The 24,046-nt window shown below is 65.4% G+C and carries 23 protein-coding genes and 1 tRNA gene; 2 read left to right on the top strand and 22 right to left on the bottom strand.

What is annotated here, in order from left to right; genetic code table 11:
• Position 1: 1 nt before the first annotated feature.
• The 22 genes from HPY32_RS06580 to HPY32_RS06475 all read right to left on the bottom strand — a co-directional run bounded on the left by HPY32_RS06580 (position 2) and on the right by HPY32_RS06475 (position 22,880).
• Positions 2-1,645 (bottom strand): Gp37-like protein, encoded by a 1,644-nt coding sequence (locus HPY32_RS06580; RefSeq protein ID WP_067592545.1) that lies wholly within the window; start codon positions 1,643-1,645, stop codon positions 2-4.
• A complete protein-coding gene (locus HPY32_RS06575) occupies positions 1,642-2,532 on the bottom strand; it encodes a phage tail protein (RefSeq protein WP_197696584.1) in 891 nt (296 codons plus the stop codon). Before HPY32_RS06575 ends, HPY32_RS06580 begins: the two co-directional genes overlap by 4 nt.
• A 51-nt stretch (positions 2,533-2,583) precedes the next feature.
• Entirely contained in the window at positions 2,584-11,142 is an 8,559-nt protein-coding gene (locus HPY32_RS06570) for a transglycosylase SLT domain-containing protein (protein ID WP_156674640.1), read from the bottom strand.
• Between the two features lie 31 nt (positions 11,143-11,173).
• Positions 11,174-11,488 (bottom strand): hypothetical protein, encoded by a 315-nt coding sequence (locus tag HPY32_RS06565; RefSeq protein WP_067592551.1) that lies wholly within the window; start codon positions 11,486-11,488, stop codon positions 11,174-11,176.
• Positions 11,489-11,646: 158 nt separating this feature from the next.
• Positions 11,647-12,039: a hypothetical protein gene (locus HPY32_RS06560; RefSeq protein WP_067592554.1), complete on the bottom strand. Its 393-nt coding sequence runs from the start codon at positions 12,037-12,039 to the stop codon at positions 11,647-11,649.
• Between the two features lie 58 nt (positions 12,040-12,097).
• Positions 12,098-12,352, bottom strand: a complete 255-nt coding sequence (locus HPY32_RS06555) for a hypothetical protein (RefSeq protein WP_156674641.1) — start codon at positions 12,350-12,352, stop codon at positions 12,098-12,100.
• Positions 12,353-12,411: 59 nt separating this feature from the next.
• Positions 12,412-13,074: a phage tail tube protein gene (locus HPY32_RS06550; protein WP_156674642.1), complete on the bottom strand. Its 663-nt coding sequence runs from the start codon at positions 13,072-13,074 to the stop codon at positions 12,412-12,414.
• A 47-nt stretch (positions 13,075-13,121) separates the two neighbouring features.
• Positions 13,122-13,493, bottom strand: a complete 372-nt coding sequence (locus HPY32_RS06545) for an endonuclease VII domain-containing protein (RefSeq protein ID WP_067592562.1) — start codon at positions 13,491-13,493, stop codon at positions 13,122-13,124.
• Between the two features lie 3 nt (positions 13,494-13,496).
• Positions 13,497-13,886 (bottom strand): phage tail termination protein, encoded by a 390-nt coding sequence (locus HPY32_RS06540; protein ID WP_067592565.1) that lies wholly within the window; start codon positions 13,884-13,886, stop codon positions 13,497-13,499.
• A complete protein-coding gene (locus HPY32_RS06535; protein WP_156674643.1) occupies positions 13,883-14,347 on the bottom strand; it encodes a hypothetical protein in 465 nt (154 codons plus the stop codon). The genes HPY32_RS06540 and HPY32_RS06535 overlap by 4 nt, the downstream gene beginning before the upstream one ends.
• 10 nt (positions 14,348-14,357) lie before the next feature.
• On the bottom strand, positions 14,358-14,711 hold the full coding sequence (locus HPY32_RS06530) for a hypothetical protein (protein ID WP_156674644.1): 354 nt from the start codon (positions 14,709-14,711) through the stop codon (positions 14,358-14,360).
• Positions 14,708-15,091, bottom strand: coding sequence for a Gp19/Gp15/Gp42 family protein (locus tag HPY32_RS06525; protein ID WP_067592575.1), 384 nt, complete (start codon positions 15,089-15,091; stop codon positions 14,708-14,710). The genes HPY32_RS06530 and HPY32_RS06525 overlap by 4 nt, the downstream gene beginning before the upstream one ends.
• Before the next feature lie 5 nt (positions 15,092-15,096).
• Positions 15,097-15,342, bottom strand: a complete 246-nt coding sequence (locus tag HPY32_RS06520; RefSeq protein ID WP_067592578.1) for a hypothetical protein — start codon at positions 15,340-15,342, stop codon at positions 15,097-15,099.
• A gap of 13 nt (positions 15,343-15,355) precedes the next feature.
• On the bottom strand, positions 15,356-16,393 hold the full coding sequence (locus HPY32_RS06515; protein WP_067592583.1) for a major capsid protein: 1,038 nt from the start codon (positions 16,391-16,393) through the stop codon (positions 15,356-15,358).
• A 49-nt stretch (positions 16,394-16,442) separates the two neighbouring features.
• Positions 16,443-16,838: a head decoration protein gene (locus tag HPY32_RS06510; RefSeq protein WP_067592586.1), complete on the bottom strand. Its 396-nt coding sequence runs from the start codon at positions 16,836-16,838 to the stop codon at positions 16,443-16,445.
• Positions 16,839-16,857: 19 nt separating this feature from the next.
• Complete coding sequence (locus HPY32_RS06505) at positions 16,858-17,553, bottom strand: hypothetical protein (protein WP_067592589.1); 696 nt, start codon at positions 17,551-17,553, stop codon at positions 16,858-16,860.
• Positions 17,554-17,654: 101 nt separating this feature from the next.
• Entirely contained in the window at positions 17,655-18,704 is a 1,050-nt protein-coding gene (locus tag HPY32_RS06500; protein WP_067592591.1) for a hypothetical protein, read from the bottom strand.
• Positions 18,704-20,230, bottom strand: a complete 1,527-nt coding sequence (locus tag HPY32_RS06495) for a phage portal protein (RefSeq protein ID WP_067592594.1) — start codon at positions 20,228-20,230, stop codon at positions 18,704-18,706. The genes HPY32_RS06500 and HPY32_RS06495 overlap by 1 nt, the downstream gene beginning before the upstream one ends.
• 19 nt (positions 20,231-20,249) lie before the next feature.
• Complete coding sequence (locus HPY32_RS06490; RefSeq protein ID WP_067592597.1) at positions 20,250-21,953, bottom strand: terminase large subunit domain-containing protein; 1,704 nt, start codon at positions 21,951-21,953, stop codon at positions 20,250-20,252.
• A gap of 6 nt (positions 21,954-21,959) precedes the next feature.
• Positions 21,960-22,487 (bottom strand): phage terminase small subunit, encoded by a 528-nt coding sequence (locus HPY32_RS06485; protein WP_067592600.1) that lies wholly within the window; start codon positions 22,485-22,487, stop codon positions 21,960-21,962.
• A gap of 110 nt (positions 22,488-22,597) precedes the next feature.
• Positions 22,598-22,671, bottom strand: a tRNA-Trp gene (locus tag HPY32_RS06480).
• A 44-nt stretch (positions 22,672-22,715) separates the two neighbouring features.
• Positions 22,716-22,880 carry an HNH endonuclease gene (locus HPY32_RS06475; RefSeq protein ID WP_231951953.1) on the bottom strand — a complete coding sequence of 55 codons (165 nt, stop codon included), beginning with the start codon at positions 22,878-22,880 and terminating at the stop codon, positions 22,716-22,718.
• Here HPY32_RS06475 and HPY32_RS46065 point away from each other — a divergent pair.
• Positions 22,836-23,036 (top strand): hypothetical protein, encoded by a 201-nt coding sequence (locus HPY32_RS46065; protein WP_231951963.1) that lies wholly within the window; start codon positions 22,836-22,838, stop codon positions 23,034-23,036. The two genes, HPY32_RS06475 and HPY32_RS46065, sit on opposite strands and share 45 nt — an antisense overlap.
• A 116-nt stretch (positions 23,037-23,152) precedes the next feature.
• On the top strand, positions 23,153-23,620 hold the full coding sequence (locus tag HPY32_RS06470) for a hypothetical protein (protein ID WP_067592606.1): 468 nt from the start codon (positions 23,153-23,155) through the stop codon (positions 23,618-23,620).
• The last annotated feature ends 426 nt before the right edge of the window (positions 23,621-24,046 follow it).

The following is a 24,046-nucleotide window of genomic DNA, read 5'->3' as shown; positions in this document are numbered from 1 at the left end:
ATCACAGCACGCCGAGATCCTGGATGAGGGAGATGATTTCGCGCAGCTGCTCCCACGCCTTGACAGCGGGGTCTTGGATCTCGCGCTGACCGATGGTGATCTTCCAGCTGGGTGCCCGCTCGCGGTCCCAAGCCAATTCGATCTGCGATACCCGGTCGACGAACACTCTACCGGGGGGCATACCGCGGATCGTGGAGCCGATGCGGTCGCCCAGGTAGAAGTGACCGTAGCCGGGAGCGCCGATGAGGAAGGGAGCGCCGTCGGCGACGACCAGCTCGTGGCTGGTGGTTTCGCGGGTGCTCCACTGCCCCGAGCGCATTGCCAGCAACCAGCCGAGACTGTAGGCGCGATCAGCTCCTTCCTGAAACTTTTCATGGTAGAAGTGGTAGCCTAATTTCCTTGCGCGGCTTTGGAATCGCCACTTGCCGAACGCGGCCAGCACGTCCGTGTACAGCGGCGCCAGCAGCCGGTCCAAAGCCCCACCAACCGGCGGGATTACGACCGCAGCAGCAATCAGGTCACCTACGGTCTGGATCGCCGCTCCGATGACCTCGTTCACGCCCGGGGCGCTGTGGCCGCCCGCGATGACGCCGACGTCGGTGGCGGGCCGAAATGTGAAGTCCGCGGTCTGGATTCCGGTGTGCGGGGAGTCTCGGTAGATGACCCAGGGGGCTTGGGCGAGGGTGCCGCGCCATTCGGGGTCGTAGTACTCCGGCGGGATATTCGGGTCGGCGACGATGTCGATGCCCTTGTCCAGGCCGTCCTTGTCGATACCGAGCACGCCGTGGATCAGGCCGCCGAACAGGTCACCGAAGAACGACGTCGACTTGTAGGCGGAGCTCTTGTCTTCGAGGTCGATCACCAAGCAGCCCGGACGCAGCACCGCGCCCGGCCACGGCGGTGGATCACCGGGCAGGTATCGGCGGAACGTCCAGGTCAGCTGGGCGTCGGCGACGATCTTCTTGCTGGCGTCGTGCACGGTCTTCATGCGCGCGATCACCAGCGCCGGCATCGAGGTGTCCAGGCCGATCGGGTCGGGTTTGACGACCATGGTCCACTGCGACTGATCGAAGTGCCCATAGGTAGCTGGGTCGAGCGGATCGTCGGGCAGGAACGTCCAGGCCCGCGTTTGCAAGCGCCAAATATTAAAGAAGAGAAGAAGTTTCAGAGCCCAGCGGGAGGGACCGAACAGGAAGAACCAGCGCGGGAACTGAAATTCGGGGGGCAAGAACGGGTTTGGGTAGCAGACGATGTGTTTGAGCTCTTCGTAGTCGTGCTTGAAGGCCATCGCCAGTGACCGTGTGCCGTCGTCAGCCACCCGGACCGAGAACGATTCCATGCGCCCTGACCAGCGGATTCCGTCTTTGTCGACGGTCAGGTGGATGTTGGAGGTGTCGCGGCCGTCGACGTTGACGACCCACTCGGCCAGCCAGTAGTCCATGGGTAGCTCGAGGTGTGCCATGCCCGTGTCGTTGTTGACCTCGGTGATGGCCGCAGACAGGATCCGAGTCACCTTGCCGCGCAGGTTGTAGTCGCCGTCCCACAGCCGCACCAGCGGCGGCGCGAGACGGCGGCGGCGCTCGTCCTGTTTCTGCGCAACGAAATTCGCGTACTCGAGTTCGAAATCGAATGCGGGCGCGCTCATTCCAGGCCCCACGGGCGCGACCAGTTGCGCTTGACCCGCACCTGCACCGACGCACCCGGGCTGGCTTCCTCCACCGACACCGGCAACTGAATTGCCTTGGTGTAGGGCGGGATCGCGTAGTTGTAGGTCACGCCGTTCATCAGCGACCACACCTGCGACCCGGCCGGATCGCGCAACATGTCCTCGAACGGATCGGTGTTGATCCAGAACGTCTGACCCGGCTTCTGCTTGGGCATCCTGATCCGCCGGGCGGCGTCGGCCTCGGCGCGTCCAAAGCTGTTGTCTCCGAACGAGTAGTCCGGGATGGTCCAGCGGGCGCCGCCTTGGAGGATCCACTCCAGCCACACCGGCTGATCGGTGGGGTTGTCGATGGTGACGAACCCGGACCCCGATGTACCCGAGGCCAGCACCCAGGTGTCGGTGTAGGGCTGTTCCTCGTACCACCAGGGATCGCCGGCGCAGACGGTCATCACGACCTTGCCCGAGCGGATCAGGTTCGGGTCCTTCTCCGGCTTGAAGCTCGGCTGTTCGAGCAGCCGCACGTTCAGGTAGCGCCGGCCGGAGTCAGGGGTGGTGATCCACAGTTTGGAGTCGCGATCGTAGGCCCAGTTCTTGCGCCATTCCGAGTCGTTGATCTGCCACGAGCCGGTGTCGATGTCGTCGATCCAGACGCCGAACACGATGTCGCGCTTGAGGTATCGGTGCCCGGCGTAGCTGCCGCCGATCTGATGGGCGTGTTCGGTCCAGATGGTTTTGACCGGGGCATCCCAGATACCGTCGACGTCGGTACCCAGGATCACGCCCTGCTCGCCCATGCCGGGGCCGGACAAGGTGAACCAGCTGCCCATGCAGCCTTCCACCTCGACCAGCGTTCGGTTGTCTTCCACAGCGGGTTGCCGCCTATTCAGTTGTCGTATTCAGTTGTGTGCGTTGCGGTTTCAGCGGGTCATGAACCCCGCGGCCTTCTGCTGCTGACGCAACGCGTTCTTGCGGAGCGCCTCGTCGATGTTGGTGACGTGGTAGTGGATGTGCTCCTCCACGACCTTCTGGGCGTTCTGCACCGCGGTCTGGGCATTTGCGCTCGCCTGCTGCGCGGCGGTGGTGATCGCTGCGCCCGGATTCGCCAGCGCCGCACGGGCGTCCTTGTATCCGGGCACCCGGTTGCCCAGCTCGTAGTTGATGACCTGGTTGAGCTGGTTGTCGGAGTCGGTGGCCGCGGAGTACGCCTGCGAGAGGAATCCGGAGCCGCTGATGCCCAGGTCGCTGGTGAACTGGTCCCAGATCGCCTTGGTCGCAGAGCTTCCGGCCTTGCTCCAGATCGCCTGGTAGTGCGCCGGGTCGCGGGTGGTCTCGGCCGCCTTCTGGTACGCCTCGGCGGCCAGCTGATCCGCGGACTTTGCCGGGGCTTCCGTCGTGGCCGGGGTGTCCGTGGCCGGCTGCTCGGTGTTCCCGTTCTCGTCGGTCGTGGTGCCGTCGGCGTTGAGCACCGGGGTGGTCGCGTTCGGATCCGGGTTCTCGGGCTGGATATCGCCGTTGCTGTCACCGGTCGGTGTTTCGCCGTTCTCCAGCTCGCCGGTGACCAGGCCCTGATCGGCGTCCACTGTCGCGGGAGTTCCTGCGCCGGTACCGGTCTCGTTCGCCTTGCCCGACGCGCCGCTGCCGCCGTTGCTGGCGCTCGCACCGCTGGTGTCCTTGGACTGGCTCGGATCGGTTTGCTTCGGCTTGCCCTGCTGCTTGGTGATCAGCTTGGCCGACTTCTTCAGGGCCTTCGCCGCGGCCCCGATGACCTTGGACAGCATCTCCACGAACGAGGCCGGACCGGTGGGCGTTGTGTAGCCCTCAAGCCCTGTGACCGAGCCCGCCAGCGCATTCAGCTGGCTGACCATGGTCTGCCATTGGTCGTTGGTGAACACGGGCTCAGGCTTGCCGGACATGTTCCAGCCCCAACCCATGTGCGGCAACCAGCCACCTTGGTCGTAGCCGTGACCCTGGCCCCACTGCGCGCCGAGGTCGTCGCCGTAGCGGGCACGGTAGTAGCGCAGCGCGGCGCTGATGTTCGCGTCCGGGTTCGTTCGGTCGTTCGGCAGTGACGGATTGCGGTATGCGGCAAAGGTTCCCGGGATCAGCTGAAGCAGGCCGACGCCTTCGTTTCCACCAGAGTTGACGTCCTTGATCTGCTGGATGATGTTCGGGTTGCCGCTGGACTCGGACTGGATCTGGGCCAGGGTGAGGCGGATGTTCCGCTCATCGGCGGTGAAGCCTTCGCGCTCGAGCGCTGCGATAACGTTGGGCCGCCACTGTTCTACGCCGGCGCTGATGTCGAACGGGGTGACTCCGGCATCCTGCGATTTGCCGACCGCAGAAGAGACGGCGTCCATGACGGTCGAGAACGCAGCTCCAGCGATCTGCTCGATGCCCGAGTTGCCCAGTTTGGGCATCTGCGCTTTGACCTTCTCCATGGGCTGGAGCAGCAGCTCCTGAATCTTGCCCGTCGCCGCGGTGAGCGCGGACCCGTCGCCAGTAGGCATGACCGAGCCCGACACATCGCCTAGGGCCTTCTCCAACGCCCAGTGCACGTGGGAAACGTGCTGAGCCATCGTGTCGGCGCCGAACCTGGCCATGCCGTCACCGACATCAGTGAAGTCGTCGATGTTGTGGTTGAACGGCGAGTGGATCAGCTCGCGGGTGCTGGTCAAGAAGTTGGAGGCGATCCACGCCGCCAGCTTTTGCATGGCCGGGGTGTCGGTGGTGCCGTCGCTGAAGTCGCCGGCCTGCCCGGTCGAATGAAATGAACCGGGCTCGTTGCGGTAGCCCGAGGTGAGCTGCATCCCGGGAAACCGTTCCTTGATGGCCGATTCCATCGAGCCGACGATGCCGCCGGTGGCGAACGCACCACCGAACGTGGTCCCCGCCATCTGAGCCTGGACTGCGGGCACGCCGCCAGCGCGGGCCGCGGCGTTCATGCCGTGGATCCAGTCCGACCCGACCGCCCGGGTGAACTCGGGGCGCATGATCGCCTCACCACCGCCGACAGCGATGGTGGTGGTGTCCCGGTTCGGGGTGTAGCCGGGGATGATGCCGCCGGTCCAGTAGCCGCCGCTGATCCCCGTCAGCTCTGCGTCCCACTGCGGCAGCGATGGCAGGACCGTGCGCACCGAATTCCAGGCGTTCTTCAGCGCGACGAACGCGGTGGTAATGATCCAGCTGATCGGATCTGCCACTGCCTTTTTCACCCCGGCGAATGAGGTGGTGATGTTGGTCGGCGCGGAGGAGAACTTGGTCTCCATGTCGCCGACGGCCTTGGTCAGGGTCGGCAGGATGGTGTCGGTCAGATTTTTGACGTGGCCGTCGATTCCGGTGACCAGGCCCTGCCACGCTTTGAGTGCTCCGGTCTCGCCGAGATGTTCGGTGAACTTGGTTTGCAGCGTCGCGATTGCGCCGCTGAGATCGTCGACTTTCGGCTTGGCGTTCTCGGTTGCGGTCTTGGTGTCGTCGAGTCCCTTTGCGACCTTGCCCATTTCGGTGGCGACGTCGCCGAACGAGGTCTTGAGCTTGTTGACCACGTCGAGCAGCTCGTTGTACGCCTTGGTGGTCGGCGCCAGATCGGGCTGCTGCTGTGCGGCGGGCTGGCTGGCCTTGGGGTCGACCGCGGGGGCAGGCTGCCCGGTCTTGGGATCGACTGCCGGGGCGACCTGACCATTCGCGGGCTGCTGCTGACCGTTCGGGACGGTGCCGACCGCCGGGGCGGCCACGGCGGGCAGGCCCCCGGGCACGCCCAGCGGGTTGTTCTGTGCTGCGGCATTACCTGCCTTGGCGGTCAACAGGTTTCGCAGTGACGCGTCATCGAGGCCGTATGCGGCCAGCAGCGCATTGAGCTGCGTTTCGTCTGTGATGCCGGTCTTCGCGCCGATTTGCGCCTGGTAGCCAGCGAGCAGGGTCCGCGTCTTGGCCTCGGCGGTATTGATGGCGGCTTCGACGTTGCGGGTCGGGTCGGCGTTGAGGGCCTGCACGATCTCGCTGGAGGCCATCGTGTCCAGGCCGGTCTGCGCGGCTTGGATCGCTTCGAGAAGGGCGCGACCGTTCGCCGACTCCTCGTTGACGAGGTTGCCGCCGGTGTAGGAAGCGCCACCCGAGTCCTCGAACTGGAGGCCCTTGAGGTTGTCGAGCGCGGCGAACGCGCCGGCGCGGCTGTTCTGAAAGATGTTGGTGTTGCCGCGCTGTTTGGCCAGTTCGCCAGCGAGTTTCGCGACCGCGTCGGAGGCTTCGAGGTTGCCGTCGCGCAGCTTGTCGATGGTGTCCTTGAGGCGGCTGGCCGCGGACTGGTTGTCCAGGAACTCCTTTCGGAGCTTGGAGAGCCGGTCGGTCGCGTTCTTGACCGCCTGGTCGGTGTCACCGTCGTGTTTGAGGCCCGCGACGAACTCGTTGAACCTCGATTGGGTACCGAGGATCGCGTCGTTGATCTCGGTGTCGCTGTAGTCGTCGAGGACGCCCTTGATGTCCTCGTTTTCCTTCGCGGACTTGTTGCGGTCCCGGTAGAACTGCTGGCGCTTCTGGTAGTCCTCCTGCTTCTCGATCCAGTGCGAGGGGCGCAGGTTGTCCCAGAACTGGTCGCTGTTGCTGTACTTGCCCTTGATCTGGTCGTCGATCTCGGCGCGGAAATCCTTGACCGCGCCGAGCTGGGTGCCGCGGACGCCGTCGTCGACGAGTCCATCGGAGTTGTTCAGGGCGCTCTTGATGTCGGTGGCGTAGGTCTTGCGGAACTCGGCGTGGTCCTTGATGGACTGCTTGAAGTCCGCTTCCTTTTGGTTCAGCTCGTCGAGCTTGCCCGTGAAGTAGGAGAACCCGGCCGCCGCGGCGGTGAACGCCAAAGTCCATGGGCCACCGAGGGTTTCAACCACACCGGAAAGCCCGGACCTCACCGAGGACAGCGCAGATGCGGCCCGGCCGGGCAGTGCATCGAAGCTGCGGCCAACGGTATCGCGCATGGCGGTGGCGCGGGTGAGGACGCCACGCTGGAAGGTGTCGTAGCCGTTGGTGGTGCGGTCGAACGAATTCTGCGCCGCGGTGTGGCTTTCACTCCAAACGCGCTTGAAGTCGCTCAGCAGCCCCGAAAGGCCGCTCCTGGCGCTGCGGGCGGCGTTCGTGGCAGCGTTTGCGGTGTCGCGCGCCGCGCTGCCCATCGCGCTACCGAGGGATGCGCCCTCGCGGCGGCCGGTCGCAGCAGTCTCGGCAGCCTGACGGCGGCCCGTCCGCGAGGCAGCGTCGGCCTGATTCTGCACGGCCTTGCTGGACCGCTTGCCCTGGCTTTCGGCAGCCTGACTGGCACCCTCGGCTTGTTTACGGGTTGCCTCGGATGCGGCTGCCGCCTGCTGGTTGATCGCCTGGGATGCGGTGCTGGCCTGCCGGGAAACAGACTCGGATGCGGTCTTGGCGGCACCGCTGGTGCTGTCCAGATCAGCCTTCGCCTGTGCCGCAGCGGGATTGGGTTGTGCGGTGCCAGTTCCACCCCGAGGGGTCTGTCCATCGGTTCCCTGGACGCCGGTAACGATGTCGCTGGTGTCGAACTCATCGGCCCGGCCGGCGGCGGAGTCGGTCGGTATGAAGGTGACCGGCTCGAACTTCTTGGGCAGCTGGCCGCGGCGGACCGCGCGACCCCGGCGACGCCGTTGCGCCTGCTGGGTCTGGCTGGGTCCGCTCTTGCGGGGGGTGCGGGGTGTCCGCTTCTTGCGGTCGTTCTGGTCGGCAGTTGGCGACGAGGCGCTGTCGTCTCCACCATCGGCTGCACCGCCAGCACTACCGGCCTCCGCGGAGGTCTTCTTCTTGTCGTCGCTGTCTTCGGCTTCGGATTCGAGAGCGAGGTCCAGGACGGAACCGGGCTCGCCGCCGGCGCCCTCGGCGTCGTCCTTGTTCTTCTTGCCCTTCTTCTTTTTCTTCTTCTTGCCGTCGCGCGAGCCGTCGGCGTCGGCGTCGGCCGCGGGCAGGCCGTTAACTCGCTGGGAGGAGTCCTCGGTGGTCTTGACGAATCCGACGATGGTGCGGCCGAGGTTCTGGAAGACGCCGGTCAAGGTGCGCAGCGCGAAGAACCCGACCAGCACGGTCAGCAGGGCGTTGAGGCCATCGCCGAGCCCGGTCACGCTCATGACGGCGGTGGCGAGAGTCGCGAAGGCGTTCGCGACGTCGGCCAGGACCTTCAGCGTCTGGCCGCCCATGGTCTGAATGGCGTCGCCGAACAGCGCGTTGAACAGCCCTGCGATGCCGCCGACGAGCCGCCGGATATCGGCGAGGATCTCCGAGACACGCCCGAAGACGGACTGGATCTTCGCCGCGCCCTCAGCGGATTTGGTCCATTCTTCGAATCGGGCAGTCGATTGGACAAGGCTGCCCATCATGGAGTCGCCCTCGCCGCGCAGTGCCGCGAAGAATCCGCGCACGCCGCCGAAGGTGTTGCCGACGACCTGGCCGAGCTGCTGCATCTTCTCGATGCCCTGGTTGATCGAGTAGTTCAGCTCGCCGGTCTGGCGCTTGAGGTCGATCTTTTCTGACCAGCGCGTAGCCACGGTGTTGATGGCCTGGCCCAGGCTCGGCAGGACTGCGGAACCCGCGGTGGTGAGGTCGACGAAGATCTTCGTCAGCGGGGTGGCGGCGCTGCTGAGACCGCGGAACATGCCGGAGGTGTTCGACAGGAAGGTGTTGAAGTCGTTGATCGACTTCGGCTCGCTGAATACCTTCAGCGAGTTCTTGATTCCGCCGTTGATCTCGGAGTTGATCGCGGCCAGGCCCAGACTCAGGGTCGGCAGCTGCTTGCGCGAAACGTCGGCGATGGCCTTGCCGAGGCCGTTGGTCAGCGCGTCCTGCGAGGTCTTGCGTAGCTGGGTCCACTCCGGGCCGAGCGCGCGGATCTGGTCGACGAGGTCTTTCGCGTTGGGCGAGAGCTTCTTGTAGACCTTCTCGAATTGCTCGCCGAGCCCGGAGTTGCCGAGCTTCTCGAGGATTCGTTTCTGGTCGTCGAGAGCGTTCTGGTAGTTGCGGGCGGCCCGTTCGGCGCGCTTGTTGGCGTCCTCGTTGGCTTGGGCGACCGACTCGGCCACGTCCTTGAGCCGCTGCTGAGACTCAACCAGCGAGCCATTCGCGTCAACCAGTGCCTTCCGAGCGGCGATAACGTCTTCGTCGCCCTCGATGCCGTCCTTGTTGGCCTTGGCGGCGGCGTCGACTTCCTTCTTGTTGTTCTTCTGGACTTCTTCGAGGTTGAAGCTGGCCTGCTCGGCGTCGATCTGCGCCTGGGCGATGTCGATCCAACTGGCGTTCGGATCGGCGGCGGTCTTGATGACGTTCTGGCCGGCCTTGAGCGCGGACAGGGCGGCGCTGCGTTCGTCGAGGGAGTTGTCGCGCAGTGCGTCATTGAGGTCGCGGATCTTTTCCGCCGCGTTCTCTCGCGCCTTATTCAGGTTCTCCTGCGCGGTCTTCGTGCGGTCTAGTGCTGACTGCACCGACTTCTCGGCCGAAGCGATCTGGCGCGCGCCGGAAACTGCTGTGCGGTCGGCGTTTTCGCGTGCGTCCGCGAGCGAGTCATAGGTGTCGGCCACCTTTTCGGCGGCGTCCTGCTGCTTGTTGGCGACATCAGCGGCCGATTCGCCCGCGTCCTTGGCGGCCTTGAACGCGCCGATGATGCCACTGCCGCCGACGGCCAACGCGGCGATACCGGCACCGGCGGCGGTGATGATGGCGGGCAGCGTGGCCAGTGCGGAGGCGGCCTGCGCGGCGGAGGAGATCAGGGGCAGCAGGTTGACTGCGCCCATGGCAGCCAGCGCCGCAGCGGAAGTGGTGGCGATCTGGCCGATCGACGACAGGTAGCGACCTGCGTAGATGAGTTTGCTGTTGAGCTCTTCGAGCCAATTGCCGGTACCGGCGTCGAGGCGTTCGGTGAGCCGCAGAAATGGGTTGGACCGTTCGCGGCGGTCGAGTCCGCCGCTGGCTTCGCTGTATCGGGTCCGGGCGACAGCAGTACGGGAGACGTTGCGTTTGAGGCTGGTGTCGGCCTTGTCGCGGTCGAGGATGGCCGCCTTCAGCTCGCGTTCAGCGGCAGTGCGGCGTGTGATCGAGGAGGTGGCGTCGTTGTCGACTTGGTATTTGGTCAGGGATGCGGCTGCGACGCGCTCATTGGCGGTCTTGACGCGGTCTTCGAGCAGTTTGGCTTCCTGCTCAAGGACATCGAGGTCGGCGGCGGCCTGTTTGGCGCGGTTGATGGCGTAGTAGTCAGCGCCGCTGAGCCGTCGGTTCTTGCCGTTGCTCTTGGTGCGCAGCGCGTTCTCGCGTTGGGAGATCTTGCGCAGGTTCTCGTTGGGGTCACCGTCGGCGGGAACGAGACCCATCTGCGCGCGCATGGCGGCTTCGGTGTCGCGGCGGGCTTTCGCCATCGCCTTCTTGTCGATGTCCTTGGTGGACACCGACTGTCGGAACTGGTCGCGCAGTTTGTCGGCGTCCTTGCGGGCCTGTACGAGCGCGGCTTGGGTTTCGGTGGCGCGCTTGCGCGAGGCCGCAGCAGCGTCGCTTGTGCGGTCGAATGCGGCCTGCGCCTTGGAGAGCTTGGCGCTGTCGCCCTTGACCTCAGCTTCTGCCAGGCCGCGGATCGTCTGGCGGACTGCGTGATCGGCCTTCTTGACCGACGTCCACGCAACGGCGGCTTCGCGGACGAGTTTGTCTTGCGTGCGGGCAGCTTTGGACCATGCCTTGGCGCGGCGCTCGGTGGTTTCGGTCAGCTTGCCGGCACCGGCGATCTCGTCTTCGACCTTGGCCTCGTAGCCGCGCAGCGCCTTGGCGGCGCGCTTGCCGGCGGGCTTAAGCGCCTCGCGAAGCTCCTTCTCCCTGCCCGCGACCTTTTCGGCGAAGTCGTTCGCTTCGCGGGTGCGGGTGGTCTTCTTCTTCTGGGCCCGGACGTCTTCGTCGGCGTAGCGTTCCTGGCGCGCTGCACGCGAGTCAGCGCGCCGAGCTGCACGTGCGGCGGCCCGGCGGGCCTGGTCGTTGCGATCCTCTTGGGCCTTGATCTGTTCACGACCGGTCGCGCGGTTCTTCGCGGCGTTGGTGGTGTTGGCCGCCTTGCCCTGCTTGATCTTCAGGTCGTCGGCGAGGATCCTCTGGACATTGAGGCCCTTGCCCGTCGTTTTGCGGACCTCGTCCTTGAATGCCTTGGACCACGCCTTGGCGAAAGTGCGGCCGAATAGGTCACCTTCGGTGGAAGCGTCGCGGCGGATACGCGAGAGCTCGTCGCCGAGATGCTTTTCGCGTTCTCGGCTGGACCTGGCGTGGTCGGCGTCGCTGCGAGCCTTTCCCGCAATGTCGCCCTCGCGGTCGGCCTGCTTCCGGGCGGCGGCCTCGCGGTCGCGGTTGTTCTTGCCTTCGTTGGCGACCGGGGTGTTCTTGACACCGCGCTCCACGTCCTTGAGGAAGTCGGTCATGTCTGCGCCGACAGCGATCTTTACGTGACCAGCGATCAGAGACATGTCGAACCCTTTGTGGCAGTGGGAGATTGGGTCAGAACCCGAACGCGGCCTCGGCAGCCTTCGCGCGTTCGCGTTCGCGGCGGGAGTGGATGACGTCGACTGCGGAGACCGGGCGTGGCATCGGCTCGGGCCGCGGCGGGGTCTTGCCCGGCGGCAGGTTGACCGCGATGAGAGTGGTGTTGAGGTTCTGCAACAGATCCGCGATCGTCAGCAGAAGGTGAGCGTTGAGGTCGTAGCCAGCCGAGGACCGCATGACCGGGTCGGCGTCTTCGGATGTGGCCCCGGCCTGTTGGGCTTCGTTGGCTTCCTCGAGACGGACCAGGTGCTCAGCCAGGTCCATGTCCATCGCCTGGGAGGCGCGGTAGCGAGAGCCATCGGGGAGCTGCCGCAGGAAACGGGAGAGTTTGGCCCACGGCAGCTCACCGCGAAAGAAGTCGAGCAGGTCAACGCCCCAGTAGGCGTGCAGATCCCACTCGATGGCCTCGTAGTGCTTCTCGATGAGCGCTACGAGGCCGAGTCGCCCCCCGGGAATTCCTCGGCACCGCCATCGGCGCCCTTGTTGAAATGCCGGTTGATGTCCTCGATCAGCGCGAGGGTGACATCGAGGGGCTGGTCGCGCAGCGCGTCCCAGACCTTGGCGAAGGCGGCCTCACCGACGAGCGCGGCCAGCATCTCCGGCAGGTCATCGGGTTCGACGCTGCCGGCCTCGTCAGACAGGCGAGCCAGCATCAGCTGCCGCTCCAGGCCGGTCGGCGGGGTGATCAGCACCGGCGGGTCGTAGGCGTCGAACACGTACGGCTCGAACTGCTTACGGTCCTTGGTGGCCTCGCGGACCAGGCGAGCCCAGTTCGACTCGGACGATGCGGACGACTTCTTCTGGGCCTTGGTGGCAGCCATGGTTTGAGCGGCTCCTGTATTCAGTTATGTATTTAGTTGTGGATTGCCTTGAGCCCGTTTACTTTCCGGCGGCAGGCCGGACAGTGTTGGGCTTGGGCTTGCGGTCGCTGGAATCGGTCTCGACATCTGCGACCGGCGCGACAGCGCTGTTACCAATCTTGGCGACATATCCGGCGCACGCCAGATCATTGACCGAGGTCGGAGTGTGGGCGGTCACCTCGATACCGTCGGGGTGAACCATGACAACGGGAGTGAAAGCGCTCATGAGAAGCGGAAACCTTTCGTACGTAAAGGATTTGGGGGTGATTGACATACGCCCCACCTGGAGCCGCACACAAACGCGTGTGCGGCTCCGGGCAGGGCGGGGGCGGATTACGCCGCGGCGGTGAAGCCCGCCTTACCCGCCAGGGCCTTCCAGCCGGGGCCGGCCAGGACGGTCTTGATGGCGTAGCCGGTGGACTCGTCGAGCTTGGCCGAGGCGGTGAAGCCGTAGGAGATCACCTCGTCCTGCTTCCAGGACTGCTCGTTCACTTCGGTGATGGTCATCTTGGGCACCACCTTGATCACGTAGGTGGTAGTCGGGCCGGCACCGTCGACGCCGATGAAGATGCCGCGGTGGTAGGTGATCGAGGGCGCGGTCGGGTCCGCGAATTCGGTCTCACCGGTGATCGGGTTGTACTTCACGTTCGACAGGTCCCGGTTGTGGAACAGCTGAAGGTTGTGTCGGTGGGTTTCCTGGCCGGTCCAGGCGATCTTGGTGGTTCGCTTGGTGACGTCGGTTCGCGCGGACTCGAGCAGACCCCACGCCTCTACTTCGGAGGTCTCGGTCTCCGGGGTGAAGGTGGGCGCGCCTTCCTTGGAGACGTGCCCCAGCGAGGTGAAGCCCGCGGACTTCAGGTCCAGCAGGTCCGCGGTGGCGCCCGTGGTGAATGCGGCCGGGACATCCACCGACATGGGCGCGACGAACACCGCACCGGAGAGCGGCTTGAGCAGCAGCGACTGCTTCAGATCGCGCATTACGTTGAGATCCGGCATCCCGGCCTCCCTATTCAGTTGTGTATTCAGTTGTGGGGGTGGAACTTTCAAGCCGCCTGCGAGCGCGACTCGAGGTACTCAGCGGCGCGGTGCAGCGTCGCCGGGTCATCTTTGAGCAGGCCCAGCCCGGTGTTGCAGCCGTGGCAGAGAAGGCCCCTGACCTGTCCGGTGCCGCCGTGCTGGTGGTCGACCACGAGTGCGGCGTCGTCGGTTTCGCAGATCGCGCACACGCCGCCTTGGTCGTCGAGCAGCTGCATGTACCGGTCGCGGTTGATGCCGTAGCGGCCCCGCAGCTTTCGGTCGGCGGCGCAATCGCGGCATTGGCGCTCGATGCCGAGGCGTTTGCTGGGGTTGCGATGGAAGTGACCGGTCGGCTTGTTTTTCAGGCAGCCGGAGCAGGTTTGAAATTGTGGGGTCATCGCCTACTGCGCTCGGAAGCTGATCCAGTAGCTGGATTCCACGAACCGGTTGTCGCCAGCGAGGTCTGGTTCCTGGGTGTTGCCGACTTCCTCGCGGGTGTTGTCGATGAGGAATCCGCCGGCAAGGGACCGGGCGGCGCCCAGGATGCGGCAGCGCACCTTGGCGGCGGTGGCCCATGCCTTGGGGCGGGTGGCGTCGACGACCACCACCGACATCAGGGCCCGGTCGGTGATGCCGTCGTCGCAGCCACCGCCGACGCGATTGATGGCGATGATGGTGCCAAGCTTCGCCCATTCCGCAGGATCCGGGAGCGCGGTGCAGGTCCAGCCCAGATCGTCGAGCAAGGCCATGGTGACCAGCTCGGCATCGGGGAAGTCGAGTGGTTCGCTCATTTGCGGCCGCCGTAGAGCCGTTCGAGGTCAGCGACGATCGAGCGCACTCGCCTGTTGTCGCCGCCCATGGTGTGGCGGGCGTAGCGGCTGTTGCGTGGTGGGTACTGGCCGGGCTTGACCCGTTCACGGACCGCCGGGCGGCGGAAGGTCTTCGCCAGATTCCAGCGACCGAACTCGACTGCTGCGGCGTAGTCGGTGTCGGCAGTCAACTCCGCCACGCGGCGCGGGCGCAGCGAGCCGGCGTTCTTGCGCATCTCGAGCGAGATGGTGGTGGAGTTGGCCAATTGGCCTGTCCGCCAGCGAGTGCGGGACCGCCACATCTGTCGGCCTTCGCGGGCGATGCCCTGGAGGATGCCGCCCATGACCGGACCGTTCACGACGGCCTCGACCGCGGGGTTGACCGGTGGCTTGGATTGTTCGCCGTACCAGGTGAGTTCACCCATTCGGCTGTAGCGAGGCACTGTGTTGTCTCTATCCTTCGATCCGCCGCAGCCGCACCACGACGCCCGGGGTCCATCCGGTGACCGGATGCTTGGGGCGCTGGGGGCGGCCGACCACGTGGTACTGGTCACCGTCGGGGAGTTCGATCAGGTCGTTGGCCAGCACATCGGCGCCGACCGGGCAGTAGAGGGTCACGTCGTAGCGCGCCAGCTCACGATCGGCGGTCGGTGCGCCGTTGGCGTTGGGTTCATCCTGGGAGCCGTACTCGATCACCGTTTCGGGAATCGTGTGGTGCTCCACGTAGGAGGTGTCGCCGAACCGGTCGCGGGCCGGGCGACGCCACACGATCACGGTGTCGCCGTGCAGGTTTGGCAGCAGCATCACGCCGACCACCTCACCGGCGCGATTCCGAGGACTCCGAACCGCTTCTTTCGGGCGCGCAGCGGCTTGAGTTCCTCTGCGGTGAAATGCAATTCACCCGAGGCAACGTTGTCGTGCAGCCGGGTGGTTGACCCGCCGACGGCCTGATAGGCGACGCCGGCGGGGTTTCGCACCACCCGCAGCACGGCCGCGCAGACGGCACGACGCGCGTTGTAGCGCACCAGCTCCGGCAGCGCGGCGGGGTTGCTGGCCAGCCGCGGCACCAGCGACATCAGCATCGCTTCGGCCTCGAGGATCTTGGTCTCCGCGAAGACCAGCTGCCGTTCGGTCAGCTGACCCTCGTAGGAGGCGATCAGATCGGTTCGGCCAGCAAAGACACCCATCGCGGTTATGCCCCCTCGGCGGGCTTGCGGGTACGCCGCTTGGGCGCGACCGGCTCGGCCTCGGGCTCGGACTCGCCACTGGTAGCGCCGTCTCCGGCCCCCGCTTCGACAGCGGGGGCCGGGACGGTGTCCCAGGCGGCGGGGTTGGTGATCTGGCGGGCCGCCCACTCCGGCACTTCATCGGCCGGGCCGAACCAGCGCGCCGCGCCGTGTTCGTCGTAGGCGGCCACCCACGAAATCAGCTTCGCCACAACAACACCCGGCCTAGTAGACGGTTGCGACGAACAGGCTCTTCGGATCCTCGAGGACCGGAAGAGTCAACGCGTCGACCACGGTGGTCTCCTTGAACGGAGGACCACTCTTGACGACCACGCCGGTGATGCCCGGAGCGTCCTCGAAGGTCATGTCCGACTGCGCGGCATTGACCAGCTCGAGCGCGGTGGCGGTGACGCCCCATTTCACCCCGCCCAGGCGACCGGCCGGCGGCACGAAAATCACCTTGTTCTCGGGGATTACACGCTTGTCGACTCCGTCGACGCGGATCACCGTGTCGTAGACCTCGGCGATCGGCGGCAGGTTGTAATCCTCCAGCACGTTGTTGACCACCGAACGGGACACAATCTGCGGCGAACCGGCGATCGAGGCCGCGTAGGTGCGGAACTCAGCGTTGCGCTGGAGCAGCGAGGCGGTCTTGCGGGAGATGATCATGCCTGCCGGGGCGAAACCGTTGTCGGCGATGTACTTCTCGGTCCAGGTCGCCAGATCCGAAACGATCTGGGCTGCGGCGGTGTCGGTCCATACCTTGCCCGCGGTGACGAAGTGATCACCGGGGACCTCGAAGTCGGCCTTCAGGTACAGGCCGTTCTCGCCGGCCAGGTCGATCTTGCCGGTGTGCAGCAACTCGCCGCGCGCGACCTCGATGCGATTGCGGATCGCGCGAACCGCCAGCTCGATGTCGTTGTAGATCGCCGAGGTGATCGCCGAGAGCGAGCCACCCTTCTGCCGAGCACGCTCGAGCTGGAGCCGCTCGAGCTCGCCCTTCATGCCCTGCACCGAGATCGGAAGCAGGTCGACTTCCTTGGTCTCGAAGAAGTCCCGCTCGAGCTGCGGGATGTTGCCGTCGAACGACCTGAAGCTGGCAGTCCGATTCACCCGGGTCGTGTTGACCAGCTTGATCGTCTGCTCCTGTACCAGCTGGTCAGGCAGGAACGCGGCCAGCTTGTGGTCGGATGGCAGCGGAATTTCGCGCGCGAAGACGGTCGCCGAATCGGGATGGACCGGCGCGTCGAAGACTAGAGCCATGGGATGGCCTCCGTATTAAGTTGTGTATTCAGTTGTGAGAGACCAGGTTTCAGAAGAACTTGAACCAAGCGGCCAGCAGACTCTTGGCCTGCGCATCCAGGCCATTACCGGCAGGCAGCTTGTTCTCCTTGATCGCGCCGGGGCCGAACCACAGCGGGGCGGCCTCATCCGGACCTGTGGGAGCGAAGGCGTCCCACAGGAATCCGGCCGGGGTCTCGCGGCCATCGGCGGCGGTCTTGTCGTAGGGGCCGTACTTGCCGGTCGCGGTGATCTTGCCGAGCACGATGCCCGAGGGCAGATAGCCTTCCGGCATCTGAACCGAGGTGAACTTGCTCATGTCGAGAGTGACCGAGGCACGGCCCGCCTGCGCGGAGATGTCGGCGTAGACGAACGCCCGCGAATCACCCCGGAACGTACCGGTCTTGCGTGTAGCGATGTTGCTCATGAATGGCTCCAGAGATGGGTTAGGCGGCCGGGGAGAATCCGCGCCGCTTCGCTTCGGCCAGGCCGTCAGCGCGGGTGCTCTTCTGGGAGGTCGCCCCCGGGCTGCCCTGTCCGAAATTCGGGTAGGTGCTCGCAGCGGCGGAGGAGGGCGGTTCCTCGCCGTACATGGCCTTGAGGTGCGCGACGACCTTCTCGCCGTCGATCGAGCCGTCCTCGGCGCTGAACGCGGTGATGTTGACCGTGGAGACGAAACCGTCGAGCTTGGCGCCCTTGATGACCGTGGATGCATAGCCGCGCAGCTGGGCCTCGTGCAGCATCGGCATCAGCTGATCGCGTGCCTCGCTGCGGCCGGCCTCCCGCGCGGATTCGATTGCGTCCTGCTGGGCGCGTTCGGTTTCCGACAGCTGTGCGTCGCGCAGCTCCTGAAGTTCGTTGCGCAGCGCGTCGGCTTCCTCGGCACTCAGGCCACCGGCCTTGGCGCGCGACCGGGATTCGTGCATGCGGGCCTTGGCCTTCCAATAGGCGGCCTGCTGCTCGACGGTCATTTCCGTCAGCGGCGTGTTGTCGGGGTAGCCGTGCTTGTTCACGGCCTGCTCCTCGCCGACACCATCGGATTCGCCTGCCTCCGGTGCAGTTTCGACCGTCTCGATGTCGTCGGGAGTGACGTCGTCGGGAGCGGAGGAGGCAAGGGTGTCGGCGCGCTGCTGCTTGCTCATATTCAGTTGTGATCCCTTGTCGGGTAAATGGTTTGGTGGTGGGCAAGGGCTCCTTGGCGGAACCCGGCCCGGTTCTCGTCCACCCCAGGAGGTGGGAAGTTCTAGAGCGCGAGGAGCTGTTCGAACGCGTACACCTGCGACTGCTGCCAGCGCAGACGCGGATCGTCGTCCGGCACGCCCTGGGAACGCGTCTTGGCCAACTCCTTACGCATCAGCGGCAACTGGCGTCGCGCGACCTCGGTGAAGTCGGCATCCAGGTCCACCACCGCGGGCACTTCCGGATCCCGGAAACGCGGCACAGGCTCACCGCGGCGTTTGGGCACCAGCAGCGCCTGAAGCTCGCCATGCTCGTCGACGCCGTACTTGGTGCGGTGCAACAGCTTTGCGCCGGTGCCACCCGCATCGTCATACAGTCTGGTCAGGTCCTCGCGGTTGAGTCGAAGTCCTGGATCCGCGTCTTCCTTGACCGGCATGACCGTGCAGTTGCAGCCCGTGTGCATGGGCTTGAGCTCGTCGGTCTTGTAGATCCGGTCGCTGGCCGCCACGCACAATCCGCACACACCGGTGCGGGAGCGTTCGGGCCGGATGACTCGCCGGTATCCGATCACGTCGAGATCCACGACACCGGCTTGGCCGATGATCTGCATCTCCGCCTCCCTCTCAGCGAGGGCGACGTTCGTGGCTAGCTCCATTTTCACACGGTTCGCCGCAGCGTCCAGAGCATCACTGGAATCACGTCCACCAGCGACTTCATGCCGATACCGGCGTGCAGGGCGGTTGAACGGCTCGGCGGCAGGCAACCGCTCGGACGCCCCAGCCCGGGTGCGGACCGTCTTCGGTTTCGCGTACCGGTAGGGGCGCGTCGTCGAGTACATCCGCACCTCGTCGGGCACCTCGGGTACGAAATCGCCGAGGTCGGTGTCGATCTCGGCGAGATAGCGGCGTTGAGCTGCCGCGACCATGGTCACGGCCTTGCGCTGGGCGGCGATCGAGATATCCGCTGCGGCTTGAGAGAAGTCCTCCACCGCGGCCCCGTCGAACGGGTCGGTCATCCGCCACAGCGCCTGCACACGGTCCTGGGCATCGAGCAGAAGCAGACGCCGCCGCTGCGAATGCGACAGCAGGATCCGCAGCAACAGCTCCGACCCCATTAGGCGGCCACCGCCAGCTCGTCGCCGCCCGCGTCCGTACCCGGCTCGGCGGGAGCGCTTTGCGCGGCAGCCGGATTCGCGGCCGGCACCGCACCACCGGAAGTGGTGTCCATGGCCATGGATTCCTCCATCAGCTCTGTCTCGTTGAGCTTGGCGACCAGCGGATCCATCTCCATCAGCTCCACCACCTGCCGCTTGCGCGATAGCACGCCGCGGGTCTTCTGTACCGCGTCCGCGCGCACTGCCAGCGGCGTGCGTTCGGTGCTGCCCCACTGAAGGCGCACGTTCACCGCGCGGGCGGCCTGCCCGGACAGCGCGAACACCATCTGCCACAACAGCATCCACTGCGGCTCCTGGCGCGCCTGGCGGTCGTTGATCTTGTCGGTCAGGCCCTCGCGAAGCATCGAGGCGCCCTCGGCGGTCTGGTTGTTGCCGTCCGGAGCGAGCATGTGCATGGGGATACGGGTGGATACACCGAATTCCTTGACATCGTCACGCTCGGCCAGCAGCAGTGGCGTCAAATCCGTTGCGCCGCTTTCCCAGAACTCCACACCCTCGGGCACGATCCACAGGGTGCCCGGGTCGGCCTGGAAGATGTCCTCGAGTTTGGCGTCGCCGAGGGAGCGGATCAGCGAGTTCTCGTCGTCGCTGAAGTCCTCGCCGCCGTCCAAGTCCCCCTTGATGGCCCGCTGCTTGAAGCTTTGGTACCAGGTGATGATCTTCCTGTGCAGGATGCCGTCGGCGATCCGGTCGAGGGTATCGAGGTGGGGTTCGAATTCCCCCAGTCCCATCTTGTTCTCGAAGCGGACGACGGGGATCCCACCGAACTCTTCGAGGCCGGCCATTGCTGCGACTTCGCCCTTGGACCACTGGTCGAGGATGAACTTGGTGCCGAACTGGCCTTCCTCGCGGATGAACTCGATCCGCTGGCCAGGCAGAAACAGCAAGGCTTTCTGGCAGTTGGCGATTCGGTCCCGGTACACCTTCACGAAGGCGATCAGCTGCCGTGGAATGAGCGGATTTGGCTCGCCCACACAGAATCTGGGGTTCTCCGCCAGCAGCATCGGCACGCTGCCTGTGGGTGCGCCCGGTAGCGGCGGCACGATCGTCACGTACGACTCGCCGAGGGTGTACAGCCAGGTCTGCATGTCCCGCTGCAACGCAGCGAAACCCGACACCTCCTGGACCTTGCGTGCGATGTCGTCGCCGTCGAGATCCTTGTCGGCCTCGGTGTAGACGCCCTTGAGCACGCTGCGGTCGCACATGGAGTCGATGGCCATGATGGCGTAGTTCGGGCGCGACTTGCGCAGCAGCTCCCTGAAGGTTTCTCGGTACTTCTCGTTGATGAACGGCAGCGGGCCGTCCCCGATGTAGTAGCTCCACAGCAGGTCCAGGCGCTCTCGCCTGGTCTTGGGGGTGTTGGTGGAGGTGACGCGCGGCTCCCATTCGAGCTTCTCGTCGAACCGCTTCATGAGGTATTCGAACCACCACTCCGGCGGCTGCGTCTTCTGCTGCTGCTGAGCCATATTCAGTTAGGTCCTTCAGTCATCGCACGCGCACGGCGATCCGGCGGCGCTTCTTCTTTCCGATTCCCTTGGCCACCGCATCCAGCCGGGCCTGCCACGCCAGCACCGCGGCAACAGCGCCGTCGATCTTGTTCGGCGAGTCCGGGTTCTCCTTGCGGATCTGAATGCCCTTCGGCGTCTCCGCGCGCCGGGCATTGAGCACGTGCGCCCGCAGCGTGAGATTGCCGTCGTGGCACAGCTTCCGGTCGAGGATCGCCTCCACGAATTCCCGCAGCGCCTCAACGGTTTTGAATGCGCGGCTGCCGGTCATCCACCATTCGATGGGATGGCTCGCCGAGGACTTCACCAGCAAGTGAGGACCATACTTGGCCTCCCATGCAGCGACGTTCGCCTCCCACCGGGCCGGGTCGGCGTAGAACGCCACCACCTTGTAGGTCTTGAAGGTCTCGAGCAGCGCGGCCTCGATCTCGTGCTCGGGGACTTCCCATCCGTCGGTGAACGCGCCTGGGGGCTGTTCCCAAATCTTGATCGGCACGACCAGGCCGTCGTGGACCCGGCACGCCACGAGAGCGGTGGCATCGGTGACGCCGCGGCGGCGGCGCCGGGAACCGTCGAATCCGAGGGTGATCACATCGCCAGCGGCGAGAGGCTCGACCGGCATGTTGTCCGGGCCGACCGCGTCCCATTCGTAGGCGACAACCCATGCGTTCTCCGCGGAGGTCGGCGAGTTGAACCAGTAGCGGAAGCTGCTGATTACGTCGTTTCGCGGGTCGGCAATCGCCTCCACCAGGCCGTCGACGTCGTTCCACGCCGCGCAGTCGCCGTAAGAGTCCAGCAGCGCCTTGCGCACCAGCTCTTCGTCGTCGAGCTCCTCGGGGGTAATCGCTCCGTATCGGTGGTCGAACAGCTGGCGGGGATGGGATTTGAGCTTCCCTGCGAGGGTGTCCTGGATCAGCTTGTAGGTCTGCTCGGCGATAGAGTCCTCGCCCGGCGCGTACATCGTGGTCGTCTCGACCGCGAAAGTCTGCGCGGACCGTCGACGCTTACGCAGATTTCGAGTCAGCGTTTTGTACGTCTGCCGTAGCTCAGGCTTGTTGTAGAGGTGCGTCTCGTCGAACAGGGTCAGCGTGTCCTTGCCGCCATCCTTGGACGCCGCCGAGCTGGTCGACGGAATGATCTCTCCGCCACCGGGAATCAGGATGCGGGTCAGGCCGGCGTCGTCCCGGCGCGGCAGAGCACGGCGCAGTGGCCCCTCGGTCAGGTTCAGGTGGACGGTGTCGTAGACGAGCCCCGCCTGCCCCTCTTCTGTTGCAACGCAACGGATATAGGGGTTCTTGAGCCGCTTGCCCATGGGTTCACCGGGCGCGTACGTGTACGTGAAATCCCCGCCCCAGTCGTCGCGGAACACCTCGCCACCGCGTGCCCACCCGGCGAATCGGCAAGGGCCGATGGCTTCGAAAAGCGCGATGAGAGCAGCGACTTCGGACTTTGCGCACCCTTTTGGGCGGCTGAGGAAGACGTGGTCGTAGATCCGGCGGCCGTCGCGATCGAGGGCGTAGGTGTCGACGACGAAGCGGACGTACTCATCGACGATCGGCGCGACGGATTCACCGCCGACGTCGCCGGGGCCATGGACGGCGTAGTGCTCGAGCCAGGCGACTGCAAGCCAACCGAGGGAGCGTTCGCGGTCGTGGTCGGGGTGGGTGACGATGTCGTGCGGCACCCGGGCTCACGCGCCCTTCAGCAGCCGTGCCCGTCGCTCCTCGGCGAAGCTGACCACCTGCTTCCCGGCAGTCGGCGCATCCTCGTCTTCCTCGTCGATGACCGGCTTGATTCGAACCCGCGCCCGCGCGAGGTCATCCTCTGTAAGACGAAGTGCCGCACCGAGAGTCGAGGTGACGGCCTTATAGTTTTCGCTCCCGGGTCGCGAGAGATAGCGTTCGATCAGCGGAAGCGTCACCCACAGCTGGAACCAGGTGCCGGCGCCATACAGGCGGGCCTGCGGCAGCGCCGCGAGGTGCTCGTAGATCGCACGCCCGGTCGGCCCCACGGTGATCCACTCAGGGATCTCGGGGATCTCGCCGTCGTGCGGGGTCGGGTCGATCTCGGTCCAGCCGTCACCGGTGACGAACGGATCGGCGTTGCGCCGCAGCCTCTCGTCCGGGTTCTTCGGCGGTGGACCGCTTCTGCGTCCAGCCATATTGAGTTGTGCTCCCGTGTCGGGGTAGAGCCGCTCCCCACCGCGGGCAGCCACCATGGCGGCGCCACCTGCGATACGGCGGTACGGATTCGCGCGTTGGTTTCACCCGCTTCACACACGCGAGCTGGCAGACGCGCCCCTGCCAAGCTGTGGATTCGGGGAAAGAGCCAGGGCGACAGGACTTGAACCTGCACGGGGCGGCTTTGGAGACCGCTGCTCTACCGAATTGAGCTACGCCCCACTACCTCTCCCACGGTATGGGGACCATGGGAGAGCGCAAGATGATCAGCAGTACCCCGGGTGCTTACGCAGGGAATCCGGATGCCGTGCGGCGAGCCTGGATGCCGCGCGCGCCTCGGCGGATTCGCGCGCGGTCTTGACCCGATGGCATGGAGCGCACACCGCTTGGAGGTTGTCGATTTCATCGGAGCCATGCCGGGCGAAGTTCACGATGTGGTCGACTTCGGTGGCACGGCCGACGCACACAGGGAAGCGGAGCTGACATTGAAATTCGTCGCGCTCCAATACATCCGGCCGATTTCGCCGGTACTCCGCACCTACCTCGCGGGTGCCCCCGGAACCCCAAGCCACAACACCACCGCCTGAATCATCTATTTGGCATTGTCCCAGCGGCTCGCACGGTTTCCAGATGATATGACTCGCCGTGGGTGCGGCCTTTAGGATTTGGTCTCCAAGATCAAGAGCTGAACCGAAAGAAGAATGTGAAGCGCATCCCGGCCATCGTGGGCACCGTCCTCGCCGCTACCGCCATCGCCAGCACGACCGCCGGCTGCGGCAGCGACCACACCACCCCCGCCGCAGCGACCACGACCGCGACGACGACCGCGCCGGCCGAGTACACCTGGAACACCTTCCGGACCGCCTACGACCACTTCCTCACCGCGGACTGCAAAGCCAAGCAAGGCGACGAATTCGCGAGCTGCGCGAACTGGCAGGCCCAGCAGGTCAACACCATGCTCGCCGACGTCAAGCAGCTGCCCGCCAACAAGACCCGGACCGACGCCGAGCAGGCCATGACCAACTTCCTCGGCATCCACACCAGCATGACCAACACCGGGTGCCTCGTCATTGGCGGAATGGACTCGATCGGAGCGTGCAGCATCTCCAGGTTGGGCAGCGACGCCGCCGCGAACGGCCTACAGACGTTCATCCGAATGGGCGCGGCCTGACGCCGGAAACCACGGGAATCCGCCGAAGTGAAATCATCTCATAGCGAATCAGATGAAATGATCCCACTTTCCCCGAATCACATCGAAAGATGCTGAAGCAGCGGGCAATTCACTCCTCAATGAAACCCCACATCAGCGCCACAAGCAAACCGCCGCGGTCGACGCATAGCACCCGCGGAACATTGCAGGCGCGGGGCATTCGGATGTCGGCACCGAGCGCTCACCCAACCAGCGACGCCACCGATTCGATCGCGGCCGGCCGCGGATACAGAAAGGCCCCAGCGGATCCACCGAACCGCCAGGGCCTTTCTGCGTCCCAAACACCGAAGGAGAAGCGCCCCGGCTGGTCGTAGCAGCCGCCCGACCGGGGAAGCGCGCCCGAGCCGAAGCTCCAGCCGCGACACCAACCTTACGAGCCACCCGCAG

The organism is Nocardia terpenica, from assembly GCF_013186535.1.
GTDB lineage: Bacteria > Actinomycetota > Actinomycetes > Mycobacteriales > Mycobacteriaceae > Nocardia > Nocardia terpenica.
This window is presented reverse-complemented; position numbering and strand designations above follow the sequence as displayed.